The 24,118-nt window shown below is 44.8% G+C and carries 21 protein-coding genes and 1 tRNA gene; 13 read left to right on the top strand and 9 right to left on the bottom strand.

Annotated elements, in window-relative coordinates:
* Positions 1 to 10: 10 nt before the first annotated feature.
* Positions 11 to 886 carry a 4-(cytidine 5'-diphospho)-2-C-methyl-D-erythritol kinase gene (gene ispE, locus ACY3ZI_RS09505; protein ID WP_487377270.1) on the bottom strand — a complete coding sequence of 292 codons (876 nt, stop codon included), beginning with the start codon at positions 884 to 886 and terminating at the stop codon, positions 11 to 13.
* A complete protein-coding gene (gene lolB, locus ACY3ZI_RS09510; RefSeq protein ID WP_187129832.1) occupies positions 883 to 1,527 on the bottom strand; it encodes a lipoprotein insertase outer membrane protein LolB in 645 nt (214 codons plus the stop codon). Before lolB ends, ispE begins: the two co-directional genes overlap by 4 nt.
* Before the next feature lie 357 nt (positions 1,528 to 1,884).
* Here lolB and hemA point away from each other — a divergent pair, with 357 nt between their 5' ends.
* From hemA to ACY3ZI_RS09545, 7 genes are all read left to right on the top strand, one after another.
* Positions 1,885 to 3,147 carry a glutamyl-tRNA reductase gene (gene hemA / locus ACY3ZI_RS09515; RefSeq protein ID WP_036954652.1) on the top strand — a complete coding sequence of 421 codons (1,263 nt, stop codon included), beginning with the start codon at positions 1,885 to 1,887 and terminating at the stop codon, positions 3,145 to 3,147.
* A gap of 31 nt (positions 3,148 to 3,178) precedes the next feature.
* On the top strand, positions 3,179 to 4,261 hold the full coding sequence (prfA, locus tag ACY3ZI_RS09520) for a peptide chain release factor 1 (RefSeq protein ID WP_211885422.1): 1,083 nt from the start codon (positions 3,179 to 3,181) through the stop codon (positions 4,259 to 4,261).
* Positions 4,261 to 5,094 (top strand): peptide chain release factor N(5)-glutamine methyltransferase, encoded by an 834-nt coding sequence (gene prmC / locus ACY3ZI_RS09525; protein ID WP_487377276.1) that lies wholly within the window; start codon positions 4,261 to 4,263, stop codon positions 5,092 to 5,094. Before prfA ends, prmC begins: the two co-directional genes overlap by 1 nt.
* A gap of 24 nt (positions 5,095 to 5,118) precedes the next feature.
* Complete coding sequence (locus ACY3ZI_RS09530; protein ID WP_036954641.1) at positions 5,119 to 5,928, top strand: transglutaminase family protein; 810 nt, start codon at positions 5,119 to 5,121, stop codon at positions 5,926 to 5,928.
* A gap of 43 nt (positions 5,929 to 5,971) precedes the next feature.
* The gene (gene kdsA, locus ACY3ZI_RS09535) at positions 5,972 to 6,826 is read left to right on the top strand and encodes a 3-deoxy-8-phosphooctulonate synthase (protein ID WP_487377279.1); all 855 of its coding nucleotides are present in this window, start codon (positions 5,972 to 5,974) and stop codon (positions 6,824 to 6,826) included.
* 12 nt (positions 6,827 to 6,838) lie between these two features.
* Positions 6,839 to 7,741, top strand: a complete 903-nt coding sequence (mnmL, locus tag ACY3ZI_RS09540) for a tRNA modification radical SAM protein MnmL/YtqA (protein ID WP_211885426.1) — start codon at positions 6,839 to 6,841, stop codon at positions 7,739 to 7,741.
* Between the two features lie 72 nt (positions 7,742 to 7,813).
* Positions 7,814 to 8,566, top strand: a complete 753-nt coding sequence (locus ACY3ZI_RS09545) for a tetratricopeptide repeat protein (protein ID WP_108478209.1) — start codon at positions 7,814 to 7,816, stop codon at positions 8,564 to 8,566.
* Positions 8,567 to 8,661: 95 nt separating this feature from the next.
* Here the strand turns inward: ACY3ZI_RS09545 and dauA are convergent, their stop codons facing one another.
* The 6 genes from dauA to ACY3ZI_RS09575 all read right to left on the bottom strand — a co-directional run bounded on the left by dauA (position 8,662) and on the right by ACY3ZI_RS09575 (position 16,109).
* Positions 8,662 to 10,377: a C4-dicarboxylic acid transporter DauA gene (gene dauA / locus ACY3ZI_RS09550; protein WP_211885428.1), complete on the bottom strand. Its 1,716-nt coding sequence runs from the start codon at positions 10,375 to 10,377 to the stop codon at positions 8,662 to 8,664.
* A gap of 281 nt (positions 10,378 to 10,658) precedes the next feature.
* Positions 10,659 to 11,072 carry a hypothetical protein gene (locus ACY3ZI_RS09555; RefSeq protein WP_187129040.1) on the bottom strand — a complete coding sequence of 138 codons (414 nt, stop codon included), beginning with the start codon at positions 11,070 to 11,072 and terminating at the stop codon, positions 10,659 to 10,661.
* On the bottom strand, positions 11,069 to 12,409 hold the full coding sequence (locus tag ACY3ZI_RS09560; protein WP_211885429.1) for a phosphatase PAP2/dual specificity phosphatase family protein: 1,341 nt from the start codon (positions 12,407 to 12,409) through the stop codon (positions 11,069 to 11,071). The genes ACY3ZI_RS09555 and ACY3ZI_RS09560 overlap by 4 nt, the downstream gene beginning before the upstream one ends.
* Positions 12,410 to 12,573: 164 nt before the next feature.
* On the bottom strand, positions 12,574 to 14,340 hold the full coding sequence (locus ACY3ZI_RS09565; RefSeq protein ID WP_487377288.1) for a bifunctional alpha/beta hydrolase/class I SAM-dependent methyltransferase: 1,767 nt from the start codon (positions 14,338 to 14,340) through the stop codon (positions 12,574 to 12,576).
* Positions 14,341 to 14,349: 9 nt separating this feature from the next.
* The gene (locus tag ACY3ZI_RS09570) at positions 14,350 to 14,973 is read right to left on the bottom strand and encodes a CDP-alcohol phosphatidyltransferase family protein (RefSeq protein WP_487377292.1); all 624 of its coding nucleotides are present in this window, start codon (positions 14,971 to 14,973) and stop codon (positions 14,350 to 14,352) included.
* Between the two features lie 299 nt (positions 14,974 to 15,272).
* Positions 15,273 to 16,109: an AraC family transcriptional regulator gene (locus ACY3ZI_RS09575; RefSeq protein ID WP_487377296.1), complete on the bottom strand. Its 837-nt coding sequence runs from the start codon at positions 16,107 to 16,109 to the stop codon at positions 15,273 to 15,275.
* 152 nt (positions 16,110 to 16,261) lie between these two features.
* Here ACY3ZI_RS09575 and ACY3ZI_RS09580 point away from each other — a divergent pair, with 152 nt between their 5' ends.
* The 5 genes from ACY3ZI_RS09580 (at position 16,262) to ACY3ZI_RS09600 (ending at position 22,446) form a co-directional block, all read left to right on the top strand.
* Positions 16,262 to 17,212 (top strand): 4-hydroxyproline epimerase, encoded by a 951-nt coding sequence (locus ACY3ZI_RS09580; RefSeq protein WP_487377298.1) that lies wholly within the window; start codon positions 16,262 to 16,264, stop codon positions 17,210 to 17,212.
* 9 nt (positions 17,213 to 17,221) lie between these two features.
* Positions 17,222 to 18,469, top strand: a complete 1,248-nt coding sequence (locus ACY3ZI_RS09585) for an NAD(P)/FAD-dependent oxidoreductase (protein ID WP_487377301.1) — start codon at positions 17,222 to 17,224, stop codon at positions 18,467 to 18,469.
* A 15-nt stretch (positions 18,470 to 18,484) separates the two neighbouring features.
* Entirely contained in the window at positions 18,485 to 19,351 is an 867-nt protein-coding gene (dapA, locus tag ACY3ZI_RS09590; protein ID WP_211885440.1) for a 4-hydroxy-tetrahydrodipicolinate synthase, read from the top strand.
* Between the two features lie 11 nt (positions 19,352 to 19,362).
* Positions 19,363 to 20,847, top strand: coding sequence for an aldehyde dehydrogenase (locus ACY3ZI_RS09595; protein WP_487377302.1), 1,485 nt, complete (start codon positions 19,363 to 19,365; stop codon positions 20,845 to 20,847).
* An 84-nt stretch (positions 20,848 to 20,931) separates the two neighbouring features.
* On the top strand, positions 20,932 to 22,446 hold the full coding sequence (locus ACY3ZI_RS09600) for an alanine/glycine:cation symporter family protein (protein ID WP_132495850.1): 1,515 nt from the start codon (positions 20,932 to 20,934) through the stop codon (positions 22,444 to 22,446).
* Between the two features lie 13 nt (positions 22,447 to 22,459).
* On the opposite strand, the gene ACY3ZI_RS09605 is transcribed toward ACY3ZI_RS09600, so the two are convergent.
* A tRNA-Ser gene (locus ACY3ZI_RS09605) sits at positions 22,460 to 22,547 on the bottom strand.
* Between the two features lie 341 nt (positions 22,548 to 22,888).
* Here ACY3ZI_RS09605 and ghrA point away from each other — a divergent pair.
* Complete coding sequence (gene ghrA / locus ACY3ZI_RS09610; protein ID WP_211885444.1) at positions 22,889 to 23,830, top strand: glyoxylate/hydroxypyruvate reductase GhrA; 942 nt, start codon at positions 22,889 to 22,891, stop codon at positions 23,828 to 23,830.
* Positions 23,831 to 24,118: the final 288 nt, after the last annotated feature.

The raw sequence follows: 24,118 nt of genomic DNA on the forward strand, positions 1-24,118 counted from the left end.
TAAGTCATCACTATCGGTGCAATACACGGGTTATCCCAGCGCGGAATTTGTGCACAGGAGAAACATTCGCTCCTTGAGCGACGAATCCTTGCACCCACGATGGGGATTTATTTAACACCTTCAGGGCATCCGCTTGGGTTTCAAATTCAGAAAACACACAAGCGCCTGTTCCTGTTAGGCGAGACGGAGCATATTCTAACAGCCAAGAAACGAGCTGTTCAACCTCACGAAAACGTTTTCTTGCGATCGGTTCACAGTCATTTGCATACGGAGCCAGTAATAATGCGGCTAAAGAGCGTTTTGGAGAATTTCTATTTAATTCTGGATCTGTGAAGATCATCGGGGTTGAGATTTCAATTCCGGGGTGTGCGACCAAATACCAACGCTCTTTTGGTTCTGCGGGTGTTAAAATTTCGCCAATGCCTTCGGCAAAGGCGGCATGACCGCGAACAAAAACGGGGACATCGGCACCGAGGTGTTTACCTAATTCAGCTAAGATTTCATCAGAAACGTGAGTTCCCCAATGCTCGTTAAGCGCAATCAGCGTTGTCGCCGCATTTGATGATCCGCCGCCAATTCCACCGCCCATTGGCAGCACTTTGTTGATGCGAATATCTGCACCTAACGCCCCTTGATGCTTGAGGGTTTCGCGACAATAGGTTTGCAAGCTTTTGGCGGCACGAATGATTAAGTTTTTTTCGACATCTACACCCGGCATCGGGGTGAGTAAATTAATTTGATCATCCGAACGAGTACTAAAGGTGATTTCATCACCATAATCTAAAAATTGAAACAGAGTCTGTAGCTCATGATAACCATCAGCTCGCTGCCCGGTAATGTACAAAAAAAGATTCAATTTTGCCGGTGATGGCCACGTTAACGTCATTTTTTCAGTGTCCAACTATCCATTTTTAACTTGATGATTTTATCCCCTTGCTTCAATTCCATGTGGTTCGGCAGCATCGGCGAGGTTTTGGTATCGTAAGAGAGATAATCCAATTTCCATGTTTCGCCATTGATTTTAAACGTCACGGATTTGAGCAGGTGGTTGCTATCGAGAGTATATTCAGTGGCACGCCCTGGAGAACCGACCAACCATGCGGTGAGATCATCGATCGGAATATCCATACCTGTTAACTGATAAATTAATTCACTTGGCACATCACTCATGTGAGTTTGCCCATCTTTCGTGGTTAATTTGGTTAAATCAGGTTCCACACTGAGTTCCAGTTCACGGGTGCCTAATGGGTTAGTCAGCAATAAACGGTATTTTTCGGGGGTATATTGTTGCCAGAAAAACTTCGCGTAAGTTTTGGTTTCTGTTCCGGTACCTTGACCGCCAATGTACACAAAGGAGCCGCGAGTTTGATAGTCACGCAGTTCAACCACTTGTGATTGGTGGGCTTTCCACTGCGCATCCGTTGAAGATGAAGTGCCTTTCGTAGTGTCTTGAGATGTGGTCACACAGGCAGTCAGCAGCAGGCAGGAAAGGGGCATTAATCGCCAAAAGTTTCTGGCTGGGCGCATAAACGACAGAGCTGAAGAAAGTTGCATATCGGTTCTCAAAAGGTAATTTTCAGGAATATTGCGCTAATCTGCAGTGGTTATCAATGAAAACATACTAAAAAATAGGGAATTTGCTTTCTGTGCCAAATAGCGGCATCCTTGATGCATCTTATTGATATTGATATCAGACAGTCCGATAATCAACGTAAATTTTGGTGTGCATCATCTTTCTGATTGTTGATGATAGGCTACCCGTAGAAACAGACGCGTTAATCATCTACAATATACGAATATAAATCGCAGCAATGAGCTAGGTCACTAGTATCATACTGACAAATAAATTAGCAATGTGAGCAATGTGAGTAAGTCGTAAGCACAATGACCCTATTAGCCTTAGGCATTAATCATAAAACAGCACCAGTGGCTTTGCGTGAGCAAGTCGCTTTTGGTCCTGAAAAAATCGACCACGCACTTGAGGAGTTACTGAAACAGCCTCAAGTAAGTGGCGGCGTTGTGCTGTCTACCTGTAACCGAACCGAACTGTATCTTAGCCTTGAATCCCAAGAAAAAGCGCAGGAGCAGTTAACTAAATGGTTATGTGATTTTCACGGGATCACCGCCAAAGATCTACAACCTAGCCTTTATTGGCACCAAGATGCGCGCGCAGTTAGCCATCTTATGCGTGTGGCAAGTGGGCTAGATTCGTTGGTTCTTGGTGAGCCTCAAATTCTCGGTCAAGTGAAAAAGGCGTTTGCGCTTTCGCAAGATAATCATTCTCTATCTAGCGAATTAGAGCGCTTATTCCAAAAATCGTTTTCCGTGGCTAAACGTGTACGAACTGAAACTGATATCGGTGCGAATGCGGTCTCTGTCGCTTTTGCGGCTTGTACACTGGCGAGACAGATTTTCGAATCACTCAAACATTTGAATATTTTGTTAGTCGGTGCAGGGGAAACCATCGAATTAGTCGCTCGTCATTTGCGTGAGCATGGCGTGCAAAAAATGATGATAGCTAACCGAACGCTAGAACGTGCAGAACTTCTAGCCAAAGAAGTGAACGCGCAAGTTATCTCATTAGCCGATATCGATAATCGTTTAGCTGAAGCGGATATTGTGATTAGTTCAACGGCTAGCCCGCTGCCAATTATTGGTAAAGGGATGGTCGAGCGTGCGATGAAAGCACGCCGTAGTAAACCTATGTTATTGATTGATATCGCAGTTCCCCGTGATATCGAGCAGGATGTAGAAAAACTCAGAGATGTTTATCTCTATACTGTTGATGATTTGGAATCCATCATTGCCCAGAATTTGGCGCAACGTAAAGCTGCCGCGGTTGAAGCGGAATTTATTGTTGAGCAAGAAAGCGGTCATTTTATGGATTGGTTGCGCTCACAAGCCGGAGTCTCTACAATTCGCGAATACAGAGAACAGGCGGAAGCAATTCGGGCAAGTATGACCGAAAAAGCACTTGCAGCCATTGCCCAAGGTGCCAACCCTGAGCAAGTGATTATGCAGCTATCACAACAGTTAACCAACCGCCTGATCCACGCTCCGACTAAATCTTTGCAGCAAGCTGCGGGAAATGGGGATGTTGAGCGTCTAAATCTACTTAGGGACAGCTTAGGGCTGGACCATCAATAACCACTTTTTAATCATAGGTCTTAAATAACGAATGAAGCCTTCTATTGTCGCAAAACTAGAAGCATTACAAGAACGCTACGAAGAAATTGAAGCGCACCTTGCTGATGCGGGTGTGATTGCTGATCAAGACCGTTTTCGTGCTTTATCAAAAGAATATGCTCAGTTATCGGATGTCGCGAAGTGTTTTACTGCGTGGCGTACCGTTCAGGATGATATTGAAACAGCTCAAATGCTGTTAGATGATCCTGAAATGAAAGAGATGGCTCAAGAAGAGCTAAAAGAAGCCAAAGAGCGCAATGAAGAGCTAGAGCAACAATTGCAATTGTTGTTACTTCCAAAAGATCCTGATGATGAATATAACTGCTTTGTGGAAATTCGCGCGGGTGCGGGTGGCGATGAAGCGGCAATTTTTGCGGGTGATTTATTCCGTATGTACAGCCGTTACGCAGAAAGTAACCGCTGGCGCGTTGAGCTGATGAGCACCAGCGATGGTGAGCACGGCGGATACAAAGAAGTTATCGCAAAAATTTCGGGTGATAGCGTGTATGGTCGCTTGAAGTTTGAATCCGGCGGTCACCGCGTACAACGTGTTCCGGAGACGGAATCACAAGGTCGTATTCATACCTCCGCTTGTACTATCGCTATTTTGCCTGAATTGCCAGAAGCGGAATTACCGGAAATTAGCCCAGCGGACTTACGTATTGATACTTTCCGTTCATCGGGCGCGGGTGGTCAGCACGTTAACACCACCGACTCCGCAATTCGTATTACCCACTTACCAACGGGGATTGTGGTTGAATGTCAGGATGAACGTTCACAACACAAAAACAAAGCGAAAGCGATGTCTGTGTTGGGAGCGCGTATTCGCCAAGCTGAAATGGATAAACGCCATGCAGCGGAAGCCTCTGAACGCCGTAACTTATTAGGTTCCGGTGACCGTTCTGACCGTATTCGTACGTATAATTTCCCACAAGGTCGAGTCACTGATCACCGTATTAACCTCACGCTGTACCGTTTGGATGAAGTGATGGAAGGAAAACTGGATACACTCATTCAGCCTATCATCAACGAATACCAAGCTGATCAGCTTTCTGCTTTATCTGAGCAGGACTAATGCGTTATAGCGAATGGTTACAGCAGGCAGTCGTCAGACTGTCTGCCAGTGATAGCGCTAAACGAGATGCGCAGATCCTGTTGCAGCATACGACAGGGCGCAGTCGTACTTACATCCTCGCTTTCGATGAAACCGAACTAACTCCCCACGAACAGCAGCAATTAGAAGCGCTATTAGCCCGTCGTGAACAAGGAGAGCCGATTGCCTACATTGTGGGTGAACGCGAGTTCTGGTCACTGCCGCTGTATGTATCTCCCGCAACCTTGATCCCGCGTCCAGATACCGAATGCCTTGTTGAGCAAGCGTTAGCGCGCATTCCTAAAGACGCGTGTCGTATTTTGGATCTTGGCACAGGAACGGGGGCTATTGGGTTAGCCTTGGCGTCAGAGTTACCAAATAGTCGCATAACGGGCGTGGATTTTAACCCCGATGCGGTGGCGTTAGCGCAACGAAATCAACAACGTTTAGCCATTTCAAATATTCAGTTCTCACAAAGTGATTGGTTTACTTCACTCCCCAATGAACTATTTGATATGATTGTGAGTAATCCACCTTATATTGATGAGAGTGATATTCACTTGAGCCAAGGTGATGTGCGTTTTGAGCCTTCAACGGCATTGATTGCTGATGAGCAGGGCTTTTCAGATTTAGCACACATTATAGCCACATCAAAACAATACCTAAAACAACAAGGGTGGCTGCTGCTTGAGCATGGTTGGCAGCAAGGTTTAACAGTGCGAGAGCTGTTTAATGAAAATGGGTACACCAATGTCGAGACCTGTCTGGATTATGGTGGTAAAGAGCGAATTTCCCTTGGCCAATGGAATGGTTAAGCGGGCAATTGCAGTGGAATTGTAATGAAAACAATAGCAAATATTGAGTTTAATCAGCTACCGTTAAGTGAAGGCATTATGATGGTCTCTAACATCATTCGCGCCGATTTTCCCTTTATGCAGGTACAAACGCAATTAGATGATTTAGTCACTAAAGCGCGTGCAGCGATAGATTTGACGGCGGATAACCAGTCAAAGATAGAGCAGCTGATTGCACTGTTTTATAGTGAGTGGAAATTTGGTGCGGCGCACGGTGTTTACGCGCTATCTGATATGCTGTGGCTGGATAAGGTTTTAGCCTCTAAGCAAGGCACTCCGGTCTCTCTTGGCTCAATTTTCTTATTTATTGCTGAACAGCTCGATTTAGAGATTGAAGCTGCAATTTTCCCGACTCAATTACTCTTTGTCTCGACAAAACGCGATGGTTCTCAGTGGTTTATTAACCCTGTTAGCGGTGAAACCTTATCACAACACACACTAACTATGTGGCTAAAAGGAACCGTTGATCCATACTCCGAATTTATCTTTGATGAATTGGATGTGGCTGAACATAGCGTTATTGTTCGCAAAATTTTCGACACGTTAAAAGCGGCGCTGATGGAAGAGAAAAAAATGGAGATGGCATTAAAAGTCTGTGAGACATTGCTGATCCTCGATCCTGAAGACCCTTATGAAATTCGCGACCGAGGGCTTATTCTCGCGCATTTAGATTGTAACCATGTGGCGCTGAGTGACCTTAACTATTTTGTTGAGCATTGCCCAGAAGACCCTGTGTCGGAAATGATTAAAATTCAAATTTATTCGCTGGATAACCTTCCAGTTGTACTGCATTGATTAACGTATAGACAGTTTTTGTCTTCCTATAAAGGGTAAGAGTATGCAACAGAAAGTAGTCAGTATCGGTGATATTAAGGTCGCAAACGATCTGCCATTTGTTCTGTTTGGTGGCATGAACGTACTTGAATCTCGCGATATGGCGATGAAAGTGTGTGAGCATTATGTCACTGTGACACAAAAATTAGGCATTCCGTATGTATTTAAAGCCTCTTTTGATAAAGCTAACCGATCATCTATTCACTCTTATCGTGGACCGGGCTTGGAAGAGGGGCTGAAAATCTTCCAAGAAATCAAACAGACTTTTGGTGTGAAAATCATTACCGATGTTCATACTCCAGAGCAAGCTCAGCCAGTTGCTGAAGTGGTGGATGTTATCCAACTGCCAGCATTCTTAGCGCGTCAAACTGACTTAGTTGCGGCAATGGCGAAAACTGATGCGGTTATTAACATCAAAAAACCTCAGTTCATCAGCCCGGGACAAATCGGCAACATCGTTGAGAAATTTATCGAAGGTGGTAACGATAAAATTATCCTGTGCGACCGTGGCGCAAACTTTGGCTATGACAACCTAGTGGTTGATATGCTTGGTTTTAATGTCATGATGCAAGCCTCTAACGGCTGCCCAGTTATTTTTGACGTAACACACTCACTGCAATGCCGTGACCCATTTGGCGCTGCATCAGGTGGTCGTCGTGGACAAGTTGCTGAACTGGCAAGAGCGGGAATGGCGGTAGGGTTAGCAGGTCTGTTCCTTGAAGCTCACCCAGATCCAGATAACGCACGTTGTGATGGTCCTTCTGCATTACCATTAAATAAATTAGAGCCATTCTTACAACAAGTTAAAGCCATTGACGAAGTTGTAAAAAGCTTCCCTGCGTTGGACACCAACAGCTAATTATCGCTTCAAATGCAATTAAATGATGTTGTTTCCATGTTCGGCGCTGATCTCCAGCGCCGATATGGTGAAAAAATTCATAAAGTCACCTTACATGGTGGCTTTAGCTGCCCAAACCGTGATGGCACGTTGGGGCGAGGTGGCTGCACCTTTTGTAATGTGTCATCCTTCAGTGATGAAAAACAGTCTGAACAACCCATTACCCTTCAAATCCAGCAACAAATTTCCCGAATCTCTCGAGCCAATCGCTATTTGGCGTATTTCCAAGCCTATACCAGTACATACGACGAAGTGTATCGTTTAAAACAGCTGTATGAAGAAGCGCTGCAACAGGCCGATATGGTTGGCTTATGCGTAGGCACTCGCCCTGATTGTGTGCCTGACGCGGTGTTATCTTTACTGGCGGATTATCGCCAGCAAGGTTATGAGATTTGGCTAGAACTTGGCTTACAAACTGCTCACGACAAAACATTGCACCGTATTAATCGGGGTCATGATTTTGCTGCCTATCAAGCGACCACCCAAAAAGCCCGTGCGCTGGGACTCAAGGTTTGTACTCATTTGATTTGCGGCCTGCCAAATGAAAATGTGGCAATGAATATGCAGACGTTAGAGGCGGTTTTGGCGTGTGGTACAGACGGTATAAAACTGCATCCACTGCATATTGTTGAGGGCAGCATTATGGCAAAAAGTTGGCGAGTGGGTCGCATAGACACCCTATCTTTAGAAGAATATACCGCAACTGCGGGGGAGATGATCCGCCATACGCCAACGGATATTCTGTACCATCGTATCAGTGCCAGTGCGAGAAAACCGACTCTATTAGCCCCACAATGGTGTGAAAATCGTTGGGTAGGCATGAACAGTTTGTACCAGTATTTGCTTGCTAATGGTGGGCAAGGCTCTGCGTTATAGCGTCTCAAGAACCGTTTTAAAAATATCATTTATTCATACGAATTCACTTTTATAAATAATAATAAGGCACCTATGTACCCAATCCTCTCTGTTATTAAAAATACCAGCCGCCAATTTTGCTTAGGCGCGGTGGGTTTAATGTTCTCACTACATGCAATGGCGCAATACGATATTACGCCTGAAGATAAGAAAATATTTGAACAGACCAAAACAGCGGCTCAAAACAATGACGCTAAAGCGCAATATGAATTAGCTGGAATGTATTTGTCGGGAATTGGTGTATTACAAAACCAAAACAATGCCAAGTTATGGGCAGAGAAGTCAGCACAAGCAGGCAATGCAGATGCGTATTCATTATTGGCGGATATTACGTTAATTAGTGGGGACAGAACGTTTACTGAGGAATTTGTCAAAGCCCGTGAATATGCGACTAAAGCCGTTGCTGGTGGGAGTATTCGAGGGAAGATAAGTTTAGCAGAAACGTTGATTACACCTGAGTCAGGTGATGTTGATTACCCGCGCGCCATTACGCTACTTGAGGAGGTCAGTGCGTTAAATGATAAAGATTATTTTAATGCGCCTTTATGGTTAGGCATCATTTATTATGATGGTAATGGGGTGCCGCAAGATGAGAAAAAAGCCTTGGAATGGTTTGCGAAAGCCGATGCATTAACCTTCGCTGGCTTTGCAGAAGGTATGGCTTCATTTCAATTTAATGATGGTAACAATGGTGCAGTCAGAGATGACGAGCAGAAAGCGACAAAACTCCGTGCGATGGCTTGTGAATTAGGTAAAACCGAAGGTAATGAAATGTACTGCTACTGATTTTTAGCGTACATGATGGAATTAAAAATGCCGCCCTTGTTAAGTCAGTGCGGCATTTTTATTGTCAGCGTTAAGTTAATAACACGGTAGCACTGTTATGACTGAAGCTGCTTTTTATTTTCCTGGATCTGATGAACTTCTTCTAATGCACTTTTCAGTGAATTTTGGAAGCTCAGCACGCCATCAATCGGACGAACATTGGCACGCGCTAATGTTTTCAGTGGTTGGAATGGAATATCGCACACAATAATGTGGGTGTCTTTACGAACGATATCAATAAATTTATGGAAGGCTTCTAGCCCCCCTGCATCAAATACAGGTACGGCATCCCACTGCATCACAATTGTTTCATAACCGTGACTTTTTATCCGTAGTTCATCAAAAATACGCTCTGCGGCAGCAAAGAATAGAGGACCATTCACTCGCACAACCAGCAGGCTTTTATCTTCTTGAGTCTCTGGTAGTTGGGTTACTCGTGTCATATTGGCAATTCGGCGCATAAACAGCAGTGATGCGATAACAATTCCGACAGTGATAGCAATAACCATGTCAAATAGGACAGTCAATGACATACACAGCAGTAAAACAATAATGTCATCTTTTGGCGCGCGGCGGATCAACGTAAACACTTTGCCAGCGGCACTCATATTCCACGCCACAATCAGTAGCAGTGAGGACATAGCAGCGAGCGGTAAATAGGAGAGCAATGGTGCAAGAATAAGCAAGGTCAGCAATACTAAAATAGAGTGCACAATAGCCGATATAGGGGATGTTGCACCAGCGCGGACGTTTGCAGCAGAACGGGCAATCGCCGCGGTTGCGGTGATCCCTCCAAAGAATGGGGCGGCAATATTCCCTAATCCTTGACCAATAAGTTCACTATTGGAATGGTGTTTTTTCCCCGTCATGTTGTCGAGCACGACGGCACACAATAGGGATTCAATTGCACCAAGAACAGCCATTGACAAAGCGGCAGGCATCAATGCGGTGATCATCGACCAACTGATGGGAGCACTACCCGGTAACTCCCAAGGCAACATAAACTGCGGCAGAATAGGTGGAATACCGTTACCTTGAGTTCCATCCGGTAATAAATAGCTAAATTTAGAACCGATAGTTTCTACCTGAATATCAAACAGGGTTAGCACCCACATGATCAGGGTGCCGACAATAATTGCAGGCAAGTGTCCCGGTAGGCGAACTTTGAGTTTAGGCCAGAAAATCAGTACTAATAAAGTCGCAAGCCCAATCAAGGTGTCACTGTATTGTAGGGTTGGAAATGCTTTAGACAGCGCAATCACTTTATCGACATAGTTTTCAGGAACATGCTCCATCTGCAGACCAAAAAAATCTTTGATTTGCATGGTCGCAATCGTAATCGCAATCCCCGACGTGAAACCAAGTGTGACGGACACAGGAATATATTCGATAAACTTACCGAAGCGAGCAAAACCCATCGCCAGCAAAATAATCCCTGACATTAATGTCGCGACTAATAAGCCACTAAGCCCGTATTGTTGGGATACGGGGTATAAGATAACCACAAAGGCCGCAGTTGGACCAGAAACGCTGTAACGGGAACCACCCGAAATTGCAATGACAATCCCCGCAATGGCCGCGGTGTAAAGACCATATTGAGGCGGAACACCACTGGCTATAGCGAGTGCCATAGCCAGTGGAATTGCAATAATCCCAACGGTAATACCCGCAATTAAATCCTTCATAAAGCGGGCTGCGGTGTATTTCTCTTTCCAACAGGAATCAATCAATGCGCTAAAAGGGCGCAATCTATTAATATTTTTTGTACTCATTAAAAACCCTACCAAAATAACAGGGTGAAAAATAAACGAAATGAAGATATGAGGATACGCCTAACTGAATCAAAAAAATGTGTTATTTATCAATGAAACTACAATTATCATAACGTTTTCAGTATCAAAAGTAAAAAAGCGTTATTTACTCCGTTAAATATCATTAAACGTATTTAAAATAATTATTAACTATCGATTTGCTATTTTAAACAGCAAGTTAAAAGGTGTGATAATTAATTAATAGTCAATTTACCGTTTATTTAAATACCACCCAAAACAAACTAAAAAATAAGCGAAAATAATAACCATCCCCACAAGAGAACCACGCAATAACTGGCACGCTGAAATAATTTGCGAGTGCCTTCCCAGCGACTTTCCATGCTTCGGTTTTCCCTATTTGGATTCGCTGAGGATTGAGGAACTAGCAGCCCAAGGGCTTCATCGAAGGCTTGGGTATCTCCCTGACGATAAATCAGCGTGAAGAAATGGTGGTCGAGCCATAGGCGGAAAATAAAGTATTGGCTAGCAAAAAACAGCCCGACACTCACCGCGAGGCTAAAATGTGAGATTGAATCATGAAGCAGTAAAGCGAATTGACCCAACAACGCGAGGATGGCACCGACGGCAAAATAGCGCCAACTCGCGGTGAATACCACAATCACATCGCCACGGTTTTTATCCATCAGTGAACTCATTGGTGTGTTCTCCGTACATGAAATTGCTGATACCAGTGATGTAACTGTTCAACAGTCGCTGAATTTAAAATCACCTGAGGGCGAACTTGTTCCACATGAGCGATTGCCTCATCGATATTTTCCGCCATATTTTGATGCACCATCCAAGCCACTACAACCGTCGCACTACGGGAATAGCCTAACTTACAGTGAACATACACCGAACCACTTTGGGCGAGTCTATCCATGGTCATAACGGCTTTCTCAATATCCTCGGGGCTTAGAGGTAACAAATCAATCTGTGGCTGACTACAATAATTTTTACCTTGGCTGTAGTTATTGCGAGGCCACTCGCAAGTCATATCGAGAACGGCTTGAGTTTGCAGTGGATATAACGGGCGTCCTCCCAAAACTATTTTTTCGTTCACAATACTAGGTTGCTGGCAGCGCTTGGCATAGTAATGATAGGTACCCCAAGCGATCAGGCGATAAGGAAGTAAAACTAATGTGGCAGAAGGAGAAACCTGCCCAGAGGCTGTTTTCTGGAATATCGAAGCACCAGCACCTAAATAGCCTAGTGTGACGAAAGTTAAGGCGATTGCAGGCCATAGGAGCCACCATGTTGCACCTTGCACGAAAAAGGCGAGAGCATAGCAGGCGATAGCGCCCACTCCATAGTTTGTTGCTATTTTCAGGCTACGAGGGCTGCCGGTGTAGTGCCATTGCCAGCGAGTGTTAATGGGTAACAAGTAGCTGATGATGACACCAACGGCGAAGCCAGTGATCACATCGATAAAGTGATGCTGCCATGTGGTGAGAACGGAGAACAAAATAAGGATTGACCAACTGTGCAGTAACCAGCGCCATTGAGTTGGAGTATGTGCTCGGAAGCGTAACCATAGTAACCACAGTAAAATAATATGCAGTGAAGGGGCTTGGTTATAAGGTAAGTCAAACAGCTCTAAGCTATCGAACATCCAGCCGAATGCCCCATTGGTTTCAGGGCGAGGAAAGCTGAACTTAAGTGGAAAAAGTAAAAAGCCGGCACAGGCGATGAGGGAGGCTGCAACTAAACGCAAACCATGGATGCATTGCTCACGGCGGGTAACACAGACAAACAAGGAAAGCCCATAGAACAGGTCGATGCTCCAATAGGGGATGATGGTCCATGGCAAAAATGGAATGTGTGTTTCCCATCCGTATACATAAGAAGGCACATTAGGCAGTGTCGCGGTGTAATTATTGACTTGCCCATAGGTTAAAAAGAAAAAAGGGGCTAAAAATAGCAACCAAACTAACCCATAGAGCCAAATCTGGCGTCGTGATGTCGGGCGCGTATCTTGGGCTAAATGGAGCATGGGTTCGGTTCCTATCCTTATTAATCGCCTCTCGATGCACTGAAGGTACATCAATGAGTCATCTACAAGCCAAGTGAGCTATTTGCAGGCTCAATGAGAGCTGAGCAGATAAAAATACAGGTTATTGATGATACCAATAACCTGTTGGTTAAAAAGATAAATTATTAACGACGCCTTGCAAGGGAAACACTAAAAATGCCCCAGTTATCGATGGACTGCGTGATTTTTTCGAAGCCAGCTTCTTCGACTAAAGCATCCATTTCGCCTTGGCTGCGGCAGCGCATTACCCACGCTTGTCCACCTTGGTGACTTGGCAGTACTCGGGCGATCATTTCAACTTGTGGGTGCCACGGCTGGCAGGTATAGACGAGTAGACCACCAGATGGAATGGCACGAGAAAGCCCATCAAGGGAAGCGCGGATCAGCTCGTTGCTTGGGAAAAGCTCATATAGACCGCTGACAATCCCCAACGTCGGCGCAGGAGAAACTGCCGCGAGGTCGTCTGCATCAAATGCGTTACCTTCTTCAAAGCGAACTTTATCTTCCAAGTAACGCTCTTTGATATGTAAACGCCCTTGCTCAATGTTAATTGGGCTGTAGTCGCGCAGTAGAACGGAATCGACTTTTCCGTAGTCATTAATGGCATCAAAAATGTAGCGACCTTGACCCGCGGCAATATCCATAATGCGAACAGGCTTCCCGTTATTAGTCAGTTCACGAATAGCTTGGCGAATAATGTTTTCAATATTGACTTTACGCTGGCGGATCCCTTGCCAGCCAATACTGTTGAGGTACTGCCTATCGATAATACGGCCAAATAGACCGGAACCTTGCGCCTCGTTGCGATAGACATAATCGAGGGTAGAGCCGGAATCAAAACCCTTATCGTAGCCGATACGTACACCTTCAGATGCTTTGCCTAATGTGCTCATCGATTTGCTCATGATTTTATAAGCAAGGTTTTTCGGGCAGTATTTAGGTAGCGGTACACTCAATGAGCGGAATGCGTCGGCACTGGTGCTCCAGGTATCTTCGAACTGATAATCATGTTGATACAGAGGAAGTGCAAATAATTTATCAACAAATTGACGGATCATTTCGATAGGAATATGGCGTTCTTTTTCACCTAATGTGTCGTGATAAAAACCAGGAAGAATATGCTTCTCTTTAATTGAGGTATTTAGACGCTCATAAAATTGATGCTGTGGTTTATGGTGTACCACATGGTCACTACCAGAAATAAACAACTGAGTTGGCAAAGTGATGGCCGCGGCATCCGCTACCACACGGTCTGCGGTGGTATACAGTTCCAGTAAAATATTCACGGCAATTGGGCGCGTGATCAGTGGGTCATTGTTAAACGAGTGAATACGCTGCTCATCGTGGGTTAAAAACTTGGCTTTTACATAAGAATTCACGTAGAACAAACCGCGAATTTTTTGCATTAACCCTAAGCCTGTACGGGCAAATGGGACGTACAGTTTGACCTTAAATGCGGGGGAGGCTAGCACCATACCACGGATTTTAGGTGCATAGTCATGTACCCACGTAGAGACCAAAACGGCTCCGACACTTTGACCAATAACAATAATGTTTTCGAGAGGGATCTGATATTGCTCTGATACGTAATGGACAAATTCATCCACATCACGGATGGAAGTGCCTAGCGATGGGCTGTAGCCACGCGGACCCTCATTGCGACCGTGTCCACGAGCATCCCACGCAAACATAGCAAAATCAGGGAGGTTCAACTCATCCACTAAATGCGCAACACGACCAGAGTGCTCATGACCACGGTGAAATAGAATAATGGCTTTATCGGTGATTTGTTCAGTTGGCCAATAACGATAAAACAAATTGGTATGATCACTGGTGGTAAATTGAGATTCGACAACAGGACGCTGAGTCGAATAGTCAGTTTGAGCGTTCATAATTATTCCTTAATTATTTTCCGATACTGCACTTAATTCAGTCAGTGCGCGGCGAATACGGTTATAGCAGGTATAGGACAACAGCAAGGCAAAGATGATAAACAGGATATTGATCCAACTTGCGGTCATCAGTTGCGGAAAAATACAGACAAACAACCCGAGCGCGCCAAAAACAAAAGCACGATCGCTTTTGCCTACGGGACCATCATAACGCCGAGATGCGCCAATCGCTTGAGCAATGACGCCGATAAATTCAGTCAAAACGCTGAGGAATAGGATCAGTAAAATCCACCAAAATGCATGCGGGAAAATCAGCACGAAAGGCAGGTATAAGGCAACATCAGAAATGACGTCGCCTAACTCATTTAGCATTGCTCCAAGGTGACTTTTTTGGTTATGTTCACGTGCCAGCATGCCATCAATAGCATTGAGCGCCATGCGAATGAAAAGGACAAACGGCAGCAGGATAAACAAATAAGGGCTAGGGAAAATGGCTAATAGAGCACCAACGATAATGGATAACCCTAATGCTGCGAGGGTGACTTGGTTGGCTGTAATTCCCGCCTCAAAGAGCTGACGAACGATAGGGCGTAACAGATTCTGAAACTTCGGTTTCAGATCATAAATGGTCATTCACTCATCCTTAAAATATGCCGCATAGTGTGCAGTTTAGTGCTATATCAATACGCGATTATGTTTTAGCTGCAATAAGAGCTGTCCTAAGTTCACTGTTACAACTATTTATCGTGATAACTATTCACCGTGACAGCAATTTATCGTGACAGTGATTCATAGTGACAACAAAAAGAGACTCAACGGTTACTTTCTAAAAGAACAACTGAGAATTTAGAGGGAATGGATAGAAAAAAGTTCGTGTGTTTCAAAAAAGAAAAGACGCGCAGCCTTTAAAGAAAATGCGCGTTTTCTGAGGATTAAATAGAATAAGCTACATCCAATTCATGAGAGGCTTTATTATTGCACTTATGATTAAGAGTAGAACGCATGCGTTTAAATTGGCTTGGGGTCATATTAGTGAGTTCTTTAAATTTACGGCAGAATGCGCTGTGGTCGGCGTAGGCACATTTAATGGAAATATCCGTAATCGAATAGTCTTCTTCTAATAATTCAATCGCGTGTTCAAGGCGTTTCTTTTGAATATATTGTTGGGGAGTAATATGAAATACCGTTTTAAATTGACGATTGAGTTGTGATAATGACAACCCTGAAATCTCAGCCAGAGTCGTTATTTTAATGGCAGTATCAAAATGCTGACTAATATAGTGTTCAACGCGTCCCAATTGACCATTTAATTTTGGACTCACTGATTTTTCATCCTGCAAATCTACCGAAATTCCCGCAACACCGATAACCTGATTTTTAGTATCAAAAATCGGCACCTTGGTTGTTAAACACCAGCCTAATAACCCTGCCTTATAGAGATGTAATTCTAGTTTATTGATAACACTGATTTTTTTCTGCATAACCAAATAATCTTGAGAACTATAACTCTGACCTAAATCTGCATGAAAGATATCTTCTGCAGTTTTTCCTATTACACCATTTGGTTGGTCAACTTTACACCGTTTAGCCAAGTTTTCATTGGCAAGCAAGTATTTGGCATTACGGTCTTTGACGAAGAAAGTCACATTAGGAAGCGTATTAATCAGTGGCATCACCAACCCAAGATGATTTAACAAATTATTAATATTATCTACGGGAAAGAGCATGTTTTCCTGACTAATCAACAACAGTTTATTTAAATCAATCATATTGCGCTCCAATGCATTCAACTAATTTTAATAGTTATCTGAAATGTTTTTAAATTGTGCAGAAATACGCATGGGTTGATTCGAAAGATATCAAGAGTTGTTTACATAAATCAAGCATTCTATTAACAAATGATATTAATAAGGATGAACTGATGCAGAGTAAATATAAGAAAATTGAAGTCATTGACTCTCATACCGCAGGAGAACCGACACGTTTAGTCATTGAGGGTTTTCCTGATTTAGGGAATGCAGACATGGCGTCGCGCCTGCAAAAATTACGTACGGAATATGATCATTGGCGCTGCACAACGATTTTAGAACCACGTGGAAATGACATTTTAGTGGGCGCATTACTTTGCAAACCAGTGAATCCGAAAGCTGCCGCCGGGGTGATTTTCTTTAATAACGAAGGCTACTTAGGTATGTGTGGTCACGGCACCATTGGTTTGGTCGCATCATTGCATTACTTAGGGCGCATAGGTTACGGGGAGCATTTAATTGAAACCCCTGTCGGGGATGTGACCGCTAAATTACATGAAGATGGTAGCGTGAGCATTCAAAACGTCTACGCATACCGCTATCGCAAAGCCGTCCAAGTCAACGTGCCGGAGGTTGGGCTAGTGACTGGGGATATTGCATGGGGAGGAAACTGGTTTTTCCTCGTCGAAAATTCACCACTCGCTATCCAGTATAGGAACGCGAAGGCGCTGACTGAAATCTGTTTGAAAATCAAACAAGCCCTCGTTGACCAAGGTATTTTTGGTAAAGATAACCAAGAAATTGACCACATCGAACTATTTGGTCATTGCGAAGATGCGGATAGTCAAAGTTTTGTTTTATGCCCAGGCGGTGCCTATGACCGTTCTCCTTGTGGCACGGGAACAAGTGCCAAGCTGGCGTGTCTTGCGGCAGACAACAAGCTCGCGGAAGGCAAAATTTGGCGTCAGGCAAGTGTCATCGGTAGCCAATTCCAAGCTAGCTATCAGATTGCAGATGCTAATGGCATCATCCCGACTATTCGCGGAAATGCCTATATCAGCGGCGAAAATACCTTGTTGATCGATAAAAACGACCCGTTCCGCTTTGGGATCATGGTGGAGTGAGGTAAGCCAATGGATAACAAATATTCTGTGATTGTGGTGGGTGGTGGCATTGTCGGGCTCAGTATTGCGTTATCTGTCCAGAATCAAGGCACGGGCGTTTTATTGGTCGACAAAAACCAAATTGGATCCGGTGCTTCATTTGGCAATGCAGGGCATATCGCCACGGAGCAGGTTTTTCCTGTGGCTGACCCCTCCGTTTTGAAATCAATTCCTAGCATGTTGCTCGACCCGTTAGGCGCATTGCGTATTGATTGGCGTTATATATTGCCGCTCACACCATGGTTACTGAAATTGTTGGGCAATATGCGCTACAAACCGTTTATGCATATTCACCACGTTCTCTCGATGCTCAATGGGGCATCATTGGCTTCTTGGCAGGCATTTTCTAAGCAGTGGCAGTTAGAGGATTTAGTCAAAATCCAAGGTTCTTTGCTGGTGGCTGAGAAACCGCCGACCCTCGAAAAACTGCGTCGCCACGGTGAGTATTTAAATAGCATGGGGGTGCATAACCAATTATGGGATCAATCCCAACTGTTGGCACAGCAACCTGAACTTGCCAATAACCAAATCGGTGGATTGTTCTACCCCGAGACTGGGCATGTGGTGGATCTTGCCTTAATGCATGAGCGATTAACTCAAGCATTCATACAGTTAGGGGGAAAAGTCCTGACTGAGTGTGAAGTCACGGCGATTGATTCGTCATCGGCGAGCCAAGCTCATTTAACCACATCACAAGGCACATTTATCGCTGATAAAGTGGTGATTGCGGGTGGTGCATTTTCGAAATCGTTAGTGAAGATGGTGAGCCGTATTAATGTGCCGTTAGAAACGGAGCGCGGTTATCACTTGATGCTACCGAATGAAAAAGGGCGTTTATCCATTCCCATTTCTAGTATGGATCGCCGTTTTATTATGACGCCAATGAACGGTGGGTTACGTCTTGCGGGGACGGTGGAATACGCAGGGTTAAAACGCCCGCCGAATATGCAGCGCGCTCGTCACTTTTTACCGTTGGCTAACCCAATGCTAAAAACACCATTGGATAGCCAGAATACCAGTGAATGGATGGGTTTTCGTCCCACTATCTCAGATTCCTTACCGGTCATAGACCAAAAAGGCCCGTATGTTTTTGCCTTTGGGCATCAACATTTAGGGCTAACACAAGCGGCAATTACCGCAGATATCGTCAATAACATGATCCACGGGCAACCGACACCGCTCGATTGCTCGCCTTTTTCGATTAAGCGCTTTCTTTAATTCAGGAGAATTATAATGAATTTTCATGGCATCCTTGTTCCGTTAGTCACTCCGTTTCATGATGATCTTTCATTGAATATCACGGCATTAGCAGAGTTAACCGAAAAACTGATCGCCAGCGGTGTGACCGGGTTAGTTGTCTGCGGCACCACGGGTGAGTATTACGCATTAAATGAAGATGAACGTAAAACCGTATTAACCACGGTCAGTAAAATTGCCAAAGGGCGTGTGACACTGATCGCAGGGATTAATGACTTATCTACCGAGGGCGCAATTAAACGCGCAGCACAAGCGAAAGAACTGGGCTACGAAGGATTGATGCTGTCGCCGCCTCCGTACAGCCTGCCGGATCAAAACGGCGTTTATGCCCACTACGAAAAAGTGGCGAAATCCACCTCGTTACCAATCATTATGTACAACTTCCCAGCCCGTATTGGTATCGAAATTGAGTTAGATACCGTGGTGAGATTGGCTGAAATCGACAATATCGTCGCTATCAAAGAGAGCAGTGGCAGCTTTAGCCGTGCTCTGCATCTGTTACAAACGCCATTTAAAAACTTCGAAGTGATTTGCGGCTGTGATGACCAACCTGTGGACTTTTTCTTTTGGGGCTCGAAAAGCTGGATCGCCGGTGCGGGTAATGTTTTCCCAACAGAGCAAGTGGCGATTTTTAACGCAGCGCAAAAAGGGGATTGGGCGAAGGCTAAGCAGATCATGCAAGAGATTTACCCAGCCATTTATTCCATGGAGTCAGGCAATTATAACCAAAAAGCAAAAGCGGGTTGCTTAAAAGGCTCCTTTAACGTGGGGCCAGTTCGCTTGCCTCTGTCAAATATTAGCCAGCAAGAACGTCATGAGTTTCTTGCGCTGATCAAACCATAGCGAGGTTGCATATGTTGATCACCAAAGAGCAAATATTTGAGCGAGCAAAACAGAGCAAACTGTGGGCGGGGAATTTAATTGCGGGCTACCAAAGTGGCAGTGCCAAACTTAAAAACTATACGCCTATCGATAATAGCGCGATTGGTTATATTGCGGATGGCAGCGCGCAAGATGTTCATGCTGCCGTGAATATTGCTCGTGAAACCTTTGAAGAAGGGTGCTGGAGTGGGTTATCTCCCCAAGAACGTAGGCAAGTGATGCTGCGCTGGGCGCAATTAATTGAAAAACACAGTGAAGAGCTGGCTGCGTTAGATTGCGTAGATGCGGGAAAACCGATCACGGAATGTCTGAATACTGACTTACCTGCTACCGTCGAAACCTTCTATTGGTATGCGGAAGCTATCGACAAATTGTTCGGCAAAATTGCCCCAACGGGTCGCCAAGAAATGGGGCTGATTGTTCATGAGCCAATTGGCGTTGTGGGTGCCGTTTTACCGTGGAACTTCCCTGCTCAAATGTTTGCATGGAAAGTGGCACCGGCGTTGGCTGTCGGGAACTCGGTGATTGTCAAACCCGCAGAGTTAACTTCCTTGAGTGCCTACCGCATGGTGGAACTGGCTTATGAAGCTGGCGTCCCTAAAGGTGCGTTAAGTTTAGTGTGTGGGCTAGGTGAGAAAGTCGGGGAAGCCTTAGGACGCCATCCTGATGTGGACGTGGTGTCGTTTACCGGTTCAACTGAAGTGGGGCGTTTATTCCTGAAATACTCCGCGGAAAGTAACCTAAAAGAGATTGTCTTGGAATGTGGCGGAAAAAGCCCACAAGTGGTGTTTGAGGATGCGGACTTAGATGGGGCTATTCCACATATTATGGCGGCTGCGTTCTGGAATATGAGCGAAAACTGTAGCTGCGGCTCTCGTTTAATTGTGCATGAAAATGTCAAAAAATCCTTACTCGAGAAGTTAACCGCTGCGGCATCAACATGGCAAGTGGGCGACCCTCGTGATGCGGGTATCTCTATTGGTCCAATGATTGAAGAAGCGCATTTTGAGAAAGTGAAATCATTTTTAGACACCACTGTTAAAGAAGGTGGAAAATTGGTGACAGGAGGAAAAATACGCAGTGATCTCGGCTCAGGATGGTATATCGAACCGACTATCTTTGATGCCGTTACGCCAGAAATGTCTCTCTTTCGACATGAAGTTTTTGGTCCCATTTTAGCCGTCACATCGTTTAAAACCGATGACGAGGCGGTCAATTTAGCCAATGACACTCACTACGGATTGGCTGCATCGTTTTACAGCCAAAATGTCCATCGAGTGATGAATATTGCACGTCGTATCAATGCGGGGACGGTGTCTGTCAACGGATTTAGCGAAGGTAATATCACCACACCATTTGGTGGTTTCCGTCAGTCAGGTTTTGGTGGAAAAGACAACGGCTTAGAAGCCTTTGAGCAATACACCCAAACGAAAGTTATCTGGTTTATCAATCAGTAAAATGACATTGACCTGAACCTTGCAGGGTTCAGGTTTCGACCCTTGCAAATACACAAATACAATTACAATAGTCGAGGAGTACATATGGAAGCCATCGTTAATACCATCGTTGGTTACATCTGGGGTAATGCTCTCGTATTCTTATCTCTGGGTGTCGGTCTCTATTTCACATTAGCAACACGCGGTGTGCAGTTTCGTTACATCGTAAAAATGGTCTGTTTATTAAAAGAAAATAAAGCATCAAAAGACGGGATCTCCTCATTCCAAGCCTTCTGTTTAGCATTATCGGGGCGTGTTGGGGTCGGTAATATTGCAGGGGTAGCAACGGCGATTGCGGCAGGTGGTCCTGGTGCTATTTTCTGGATGGTGGTCATGGGCTTACTTGGAGGCGCGAGCGCCTTTATTGAGTCTACACTGGCGCAGATTTATAAGCAGCGCTCAGATGACCAATATCGTGGTGGTTCGCCGTACTATATTGAAAAAGGATTGAAATTAAAGCCTTTTGCTATCTTTGTTGCGGCAGTGATCTGTTTATCTTACGGTGTGTTGGTACCGGGTATTCAAGCCAATACCATCGCGGATTCGTTCCAAACGGCATTTAATATTCCACCAATGGCAACAGGTGCATTAGTGACAGTATTAATGGCGTGGTTAATTTTTGGTGGTGTGAAACGTATTGCGAGCGCAGCCGATAAAATTGTTCCTATCATGGCATTAGCTTATATCGTGATGATGGTGATTATTCTGGGCAGCCATTGGGATAGCGTACCGGGTATGTTCAGCTTAATTTTCCGCAGTGCGATGGGAATGGATGCGGTATTTGGTGGGATCGTGGGAACTGCGGTGTCTTGGGGCGTGCGTCGTGCTGTGTTCTCAAACGTGGCAGGAGCAGGTGAAGCGACATTCAGTTCCGCGGCGGCAGAAGTTAGCCATCCGGTCAAACAGGGGCTTATTCAAGCATTCTCTATCTATATCGACACCGTGGTTGTGTGTACAGCATCGGGACTGATGATTTTAGTCACCAATATGTACAACGTTTTCCCTGATGGTTCAGCGACTGCTCTTGTGGAGTATGTGCCAGGTGTGGCAGCAGGAACTGCATGGACTCAAATGGCAGTTTCTACGGTATTTACATCGGCGGGTGCAGGGTTTGTCTCTATAGCGGTATTCTTGTTCGCCTTCACAACGCTTATGGCTTACTACTATATTGCAGAAACCACCATTGTTTACCTTGATCGTAAGCTGAAATATCCTGTGCTCAAGCTGATTTTGAAATTCGTCTTCTTGGTGATTGTCTTTATGGGCAGCGTGCAGTCGGTCAGTATTATGTGGGGGCTGGGTGATATCGGTTTCGGCAGCATGAGCTACTTAAACTTGATTGCGATTGTGTTTTTATCAAAACCCGCTTTAAGAGCATTACGTGACTTTGAAAGACAAACCAAATTAGGCGTTGATCCGGTGTTTGATCCAAGAGCCGCAGGTGTAGAAAACGCAGAATTATGGGAAGAAATCAGTCGTGAATATCATGCGAAAGGCGTTGGGATTGATAGAATCGATGGTTCTGGGAAGATAAACGAGAAATTACTAAAGGAAGAATAACTTAGATTAGAAATGGCGGTGAGGGAGGGATTCGAACCCTCGATACGTTGCCGTATACACACTTTCCAGGCGTGCTCCTTCAGCCTCTCGGACACCTCACCGTTTTTCTAAATTGTGGTTGCAGAATTTGTTATAAATAACTTGTCCTTCAACGGGGCGCTACTATAGGGAAAAGAGCGCCTTCCGTCAACTCCCAATTAAATAAAAATCCACTTTTTTCTATCGTTTAGCTAAATAAAAACCAATTTGGTTACTCTCTAATCTTAATAAATTATTATTGATTAGAAATTGATAATAAATTGTTTATTTAAACTTCAAGCAATTAATCCAGAATCCGTTAACTCCTTAACAAAATCCTCATCTTATGGATATAAATATGGGGTATTGACTTGAAAATAAACACCATTACGCACACTCTGGTGGAAACCTATAAGGAGTTGCCATGAATATTTTATTTTACCATCCATTTTTTGATGCCAATCAGTGGATTGATGGCATGCGTGCTCGATTGCCTCAAGCCAATATTCGCCAATGGAAGCCGGGAGATACCCAACTGGCAGATTATGCCATGGTATGGCTTCCTCCTTATGAGTGCCTTGCGGGTCGCCAAGACTTAAAAGGGATTTTCGCATTAGGCGCGGGGGTGGATGCGATTCTAAAGCAAGAGCAAGATAACCCGGGAACATTACCGGCAGGCGTTCCATTGATGCGCTTAGAAGACACGGGTATGGCCATTCAAATGGAAGAATATGCCGCTGCAAAAGTCTTGTATTACTTCCGTCGTATGGATGAGTACCGTCAGTTGCAATCCCAACGTCAATGGAAACAACTGCCAGCCTACACCCATGACCAGTTTGTGGTGGGCGTGATGGGCGCAGGGGCGTTAGGTCAAGCCGTGGCAAAACGCTTAGCCAGTTTTGGTCTTAAAGTCAGAACATGGAGTCGCTCAGAAAAGCAAATCCCAAATGTGAAAAGTTACTATGGGCAAGACCAGTTAGCGGATTTCTTATCAGGCACCCGCGTGATTGTGAACCTGCTGCCAAGCACCCCAGAAACGGTGGGTATTTTAAATCATCAATTATTCAGCCAGCTTGAGCAAAACGCCTATATTATTAACCTCGCCCGAGGTGCGCACTTAATTGAGCAAGACTTGCTGGAAGCATTAGAAAAAGGGCAAGTTGCAGGGGCGTCACTCGATGTTTTTGCTACAGAGCCACTGCCACACATGCACCCATTCTGGACTCATCCACGTATCGCCATTACGCCACACGTTGCGGCGTTTACGTTGCCTAATGAGGCGATGGATATGATTGCGAGTAATATTCAGCGGATTGAAAAGGGCGAGCAACCAGAGGGGATAGTTAATACTGCCCGCGGATACTAATTTCCCGTCCTAGTTTTCGCCGTCACGTTGTTGGCTGCGTCAGCACACCCTAGTCACATACTTGCGTATGCTCCTAGGGATGTGCTTTCTTGCCGCCTAGTGACAACTAAAACTCGTTAGGGAAATGTTCGCTATATTTATGCACAGCGCGAATTATTTTGAGGATGCTTTGGTTATCTGTTATCTGATTCTTTAATAAATCATCATTAGCGACTATCAGCGCCATATATTGGACTATGTCATATATGGTATTGCTCAAAGCGTGGGTTTTCTGTTTTTTCAGGTATA

Source organism: Providencia sp. LY12, from assembly GCF_057621555.1.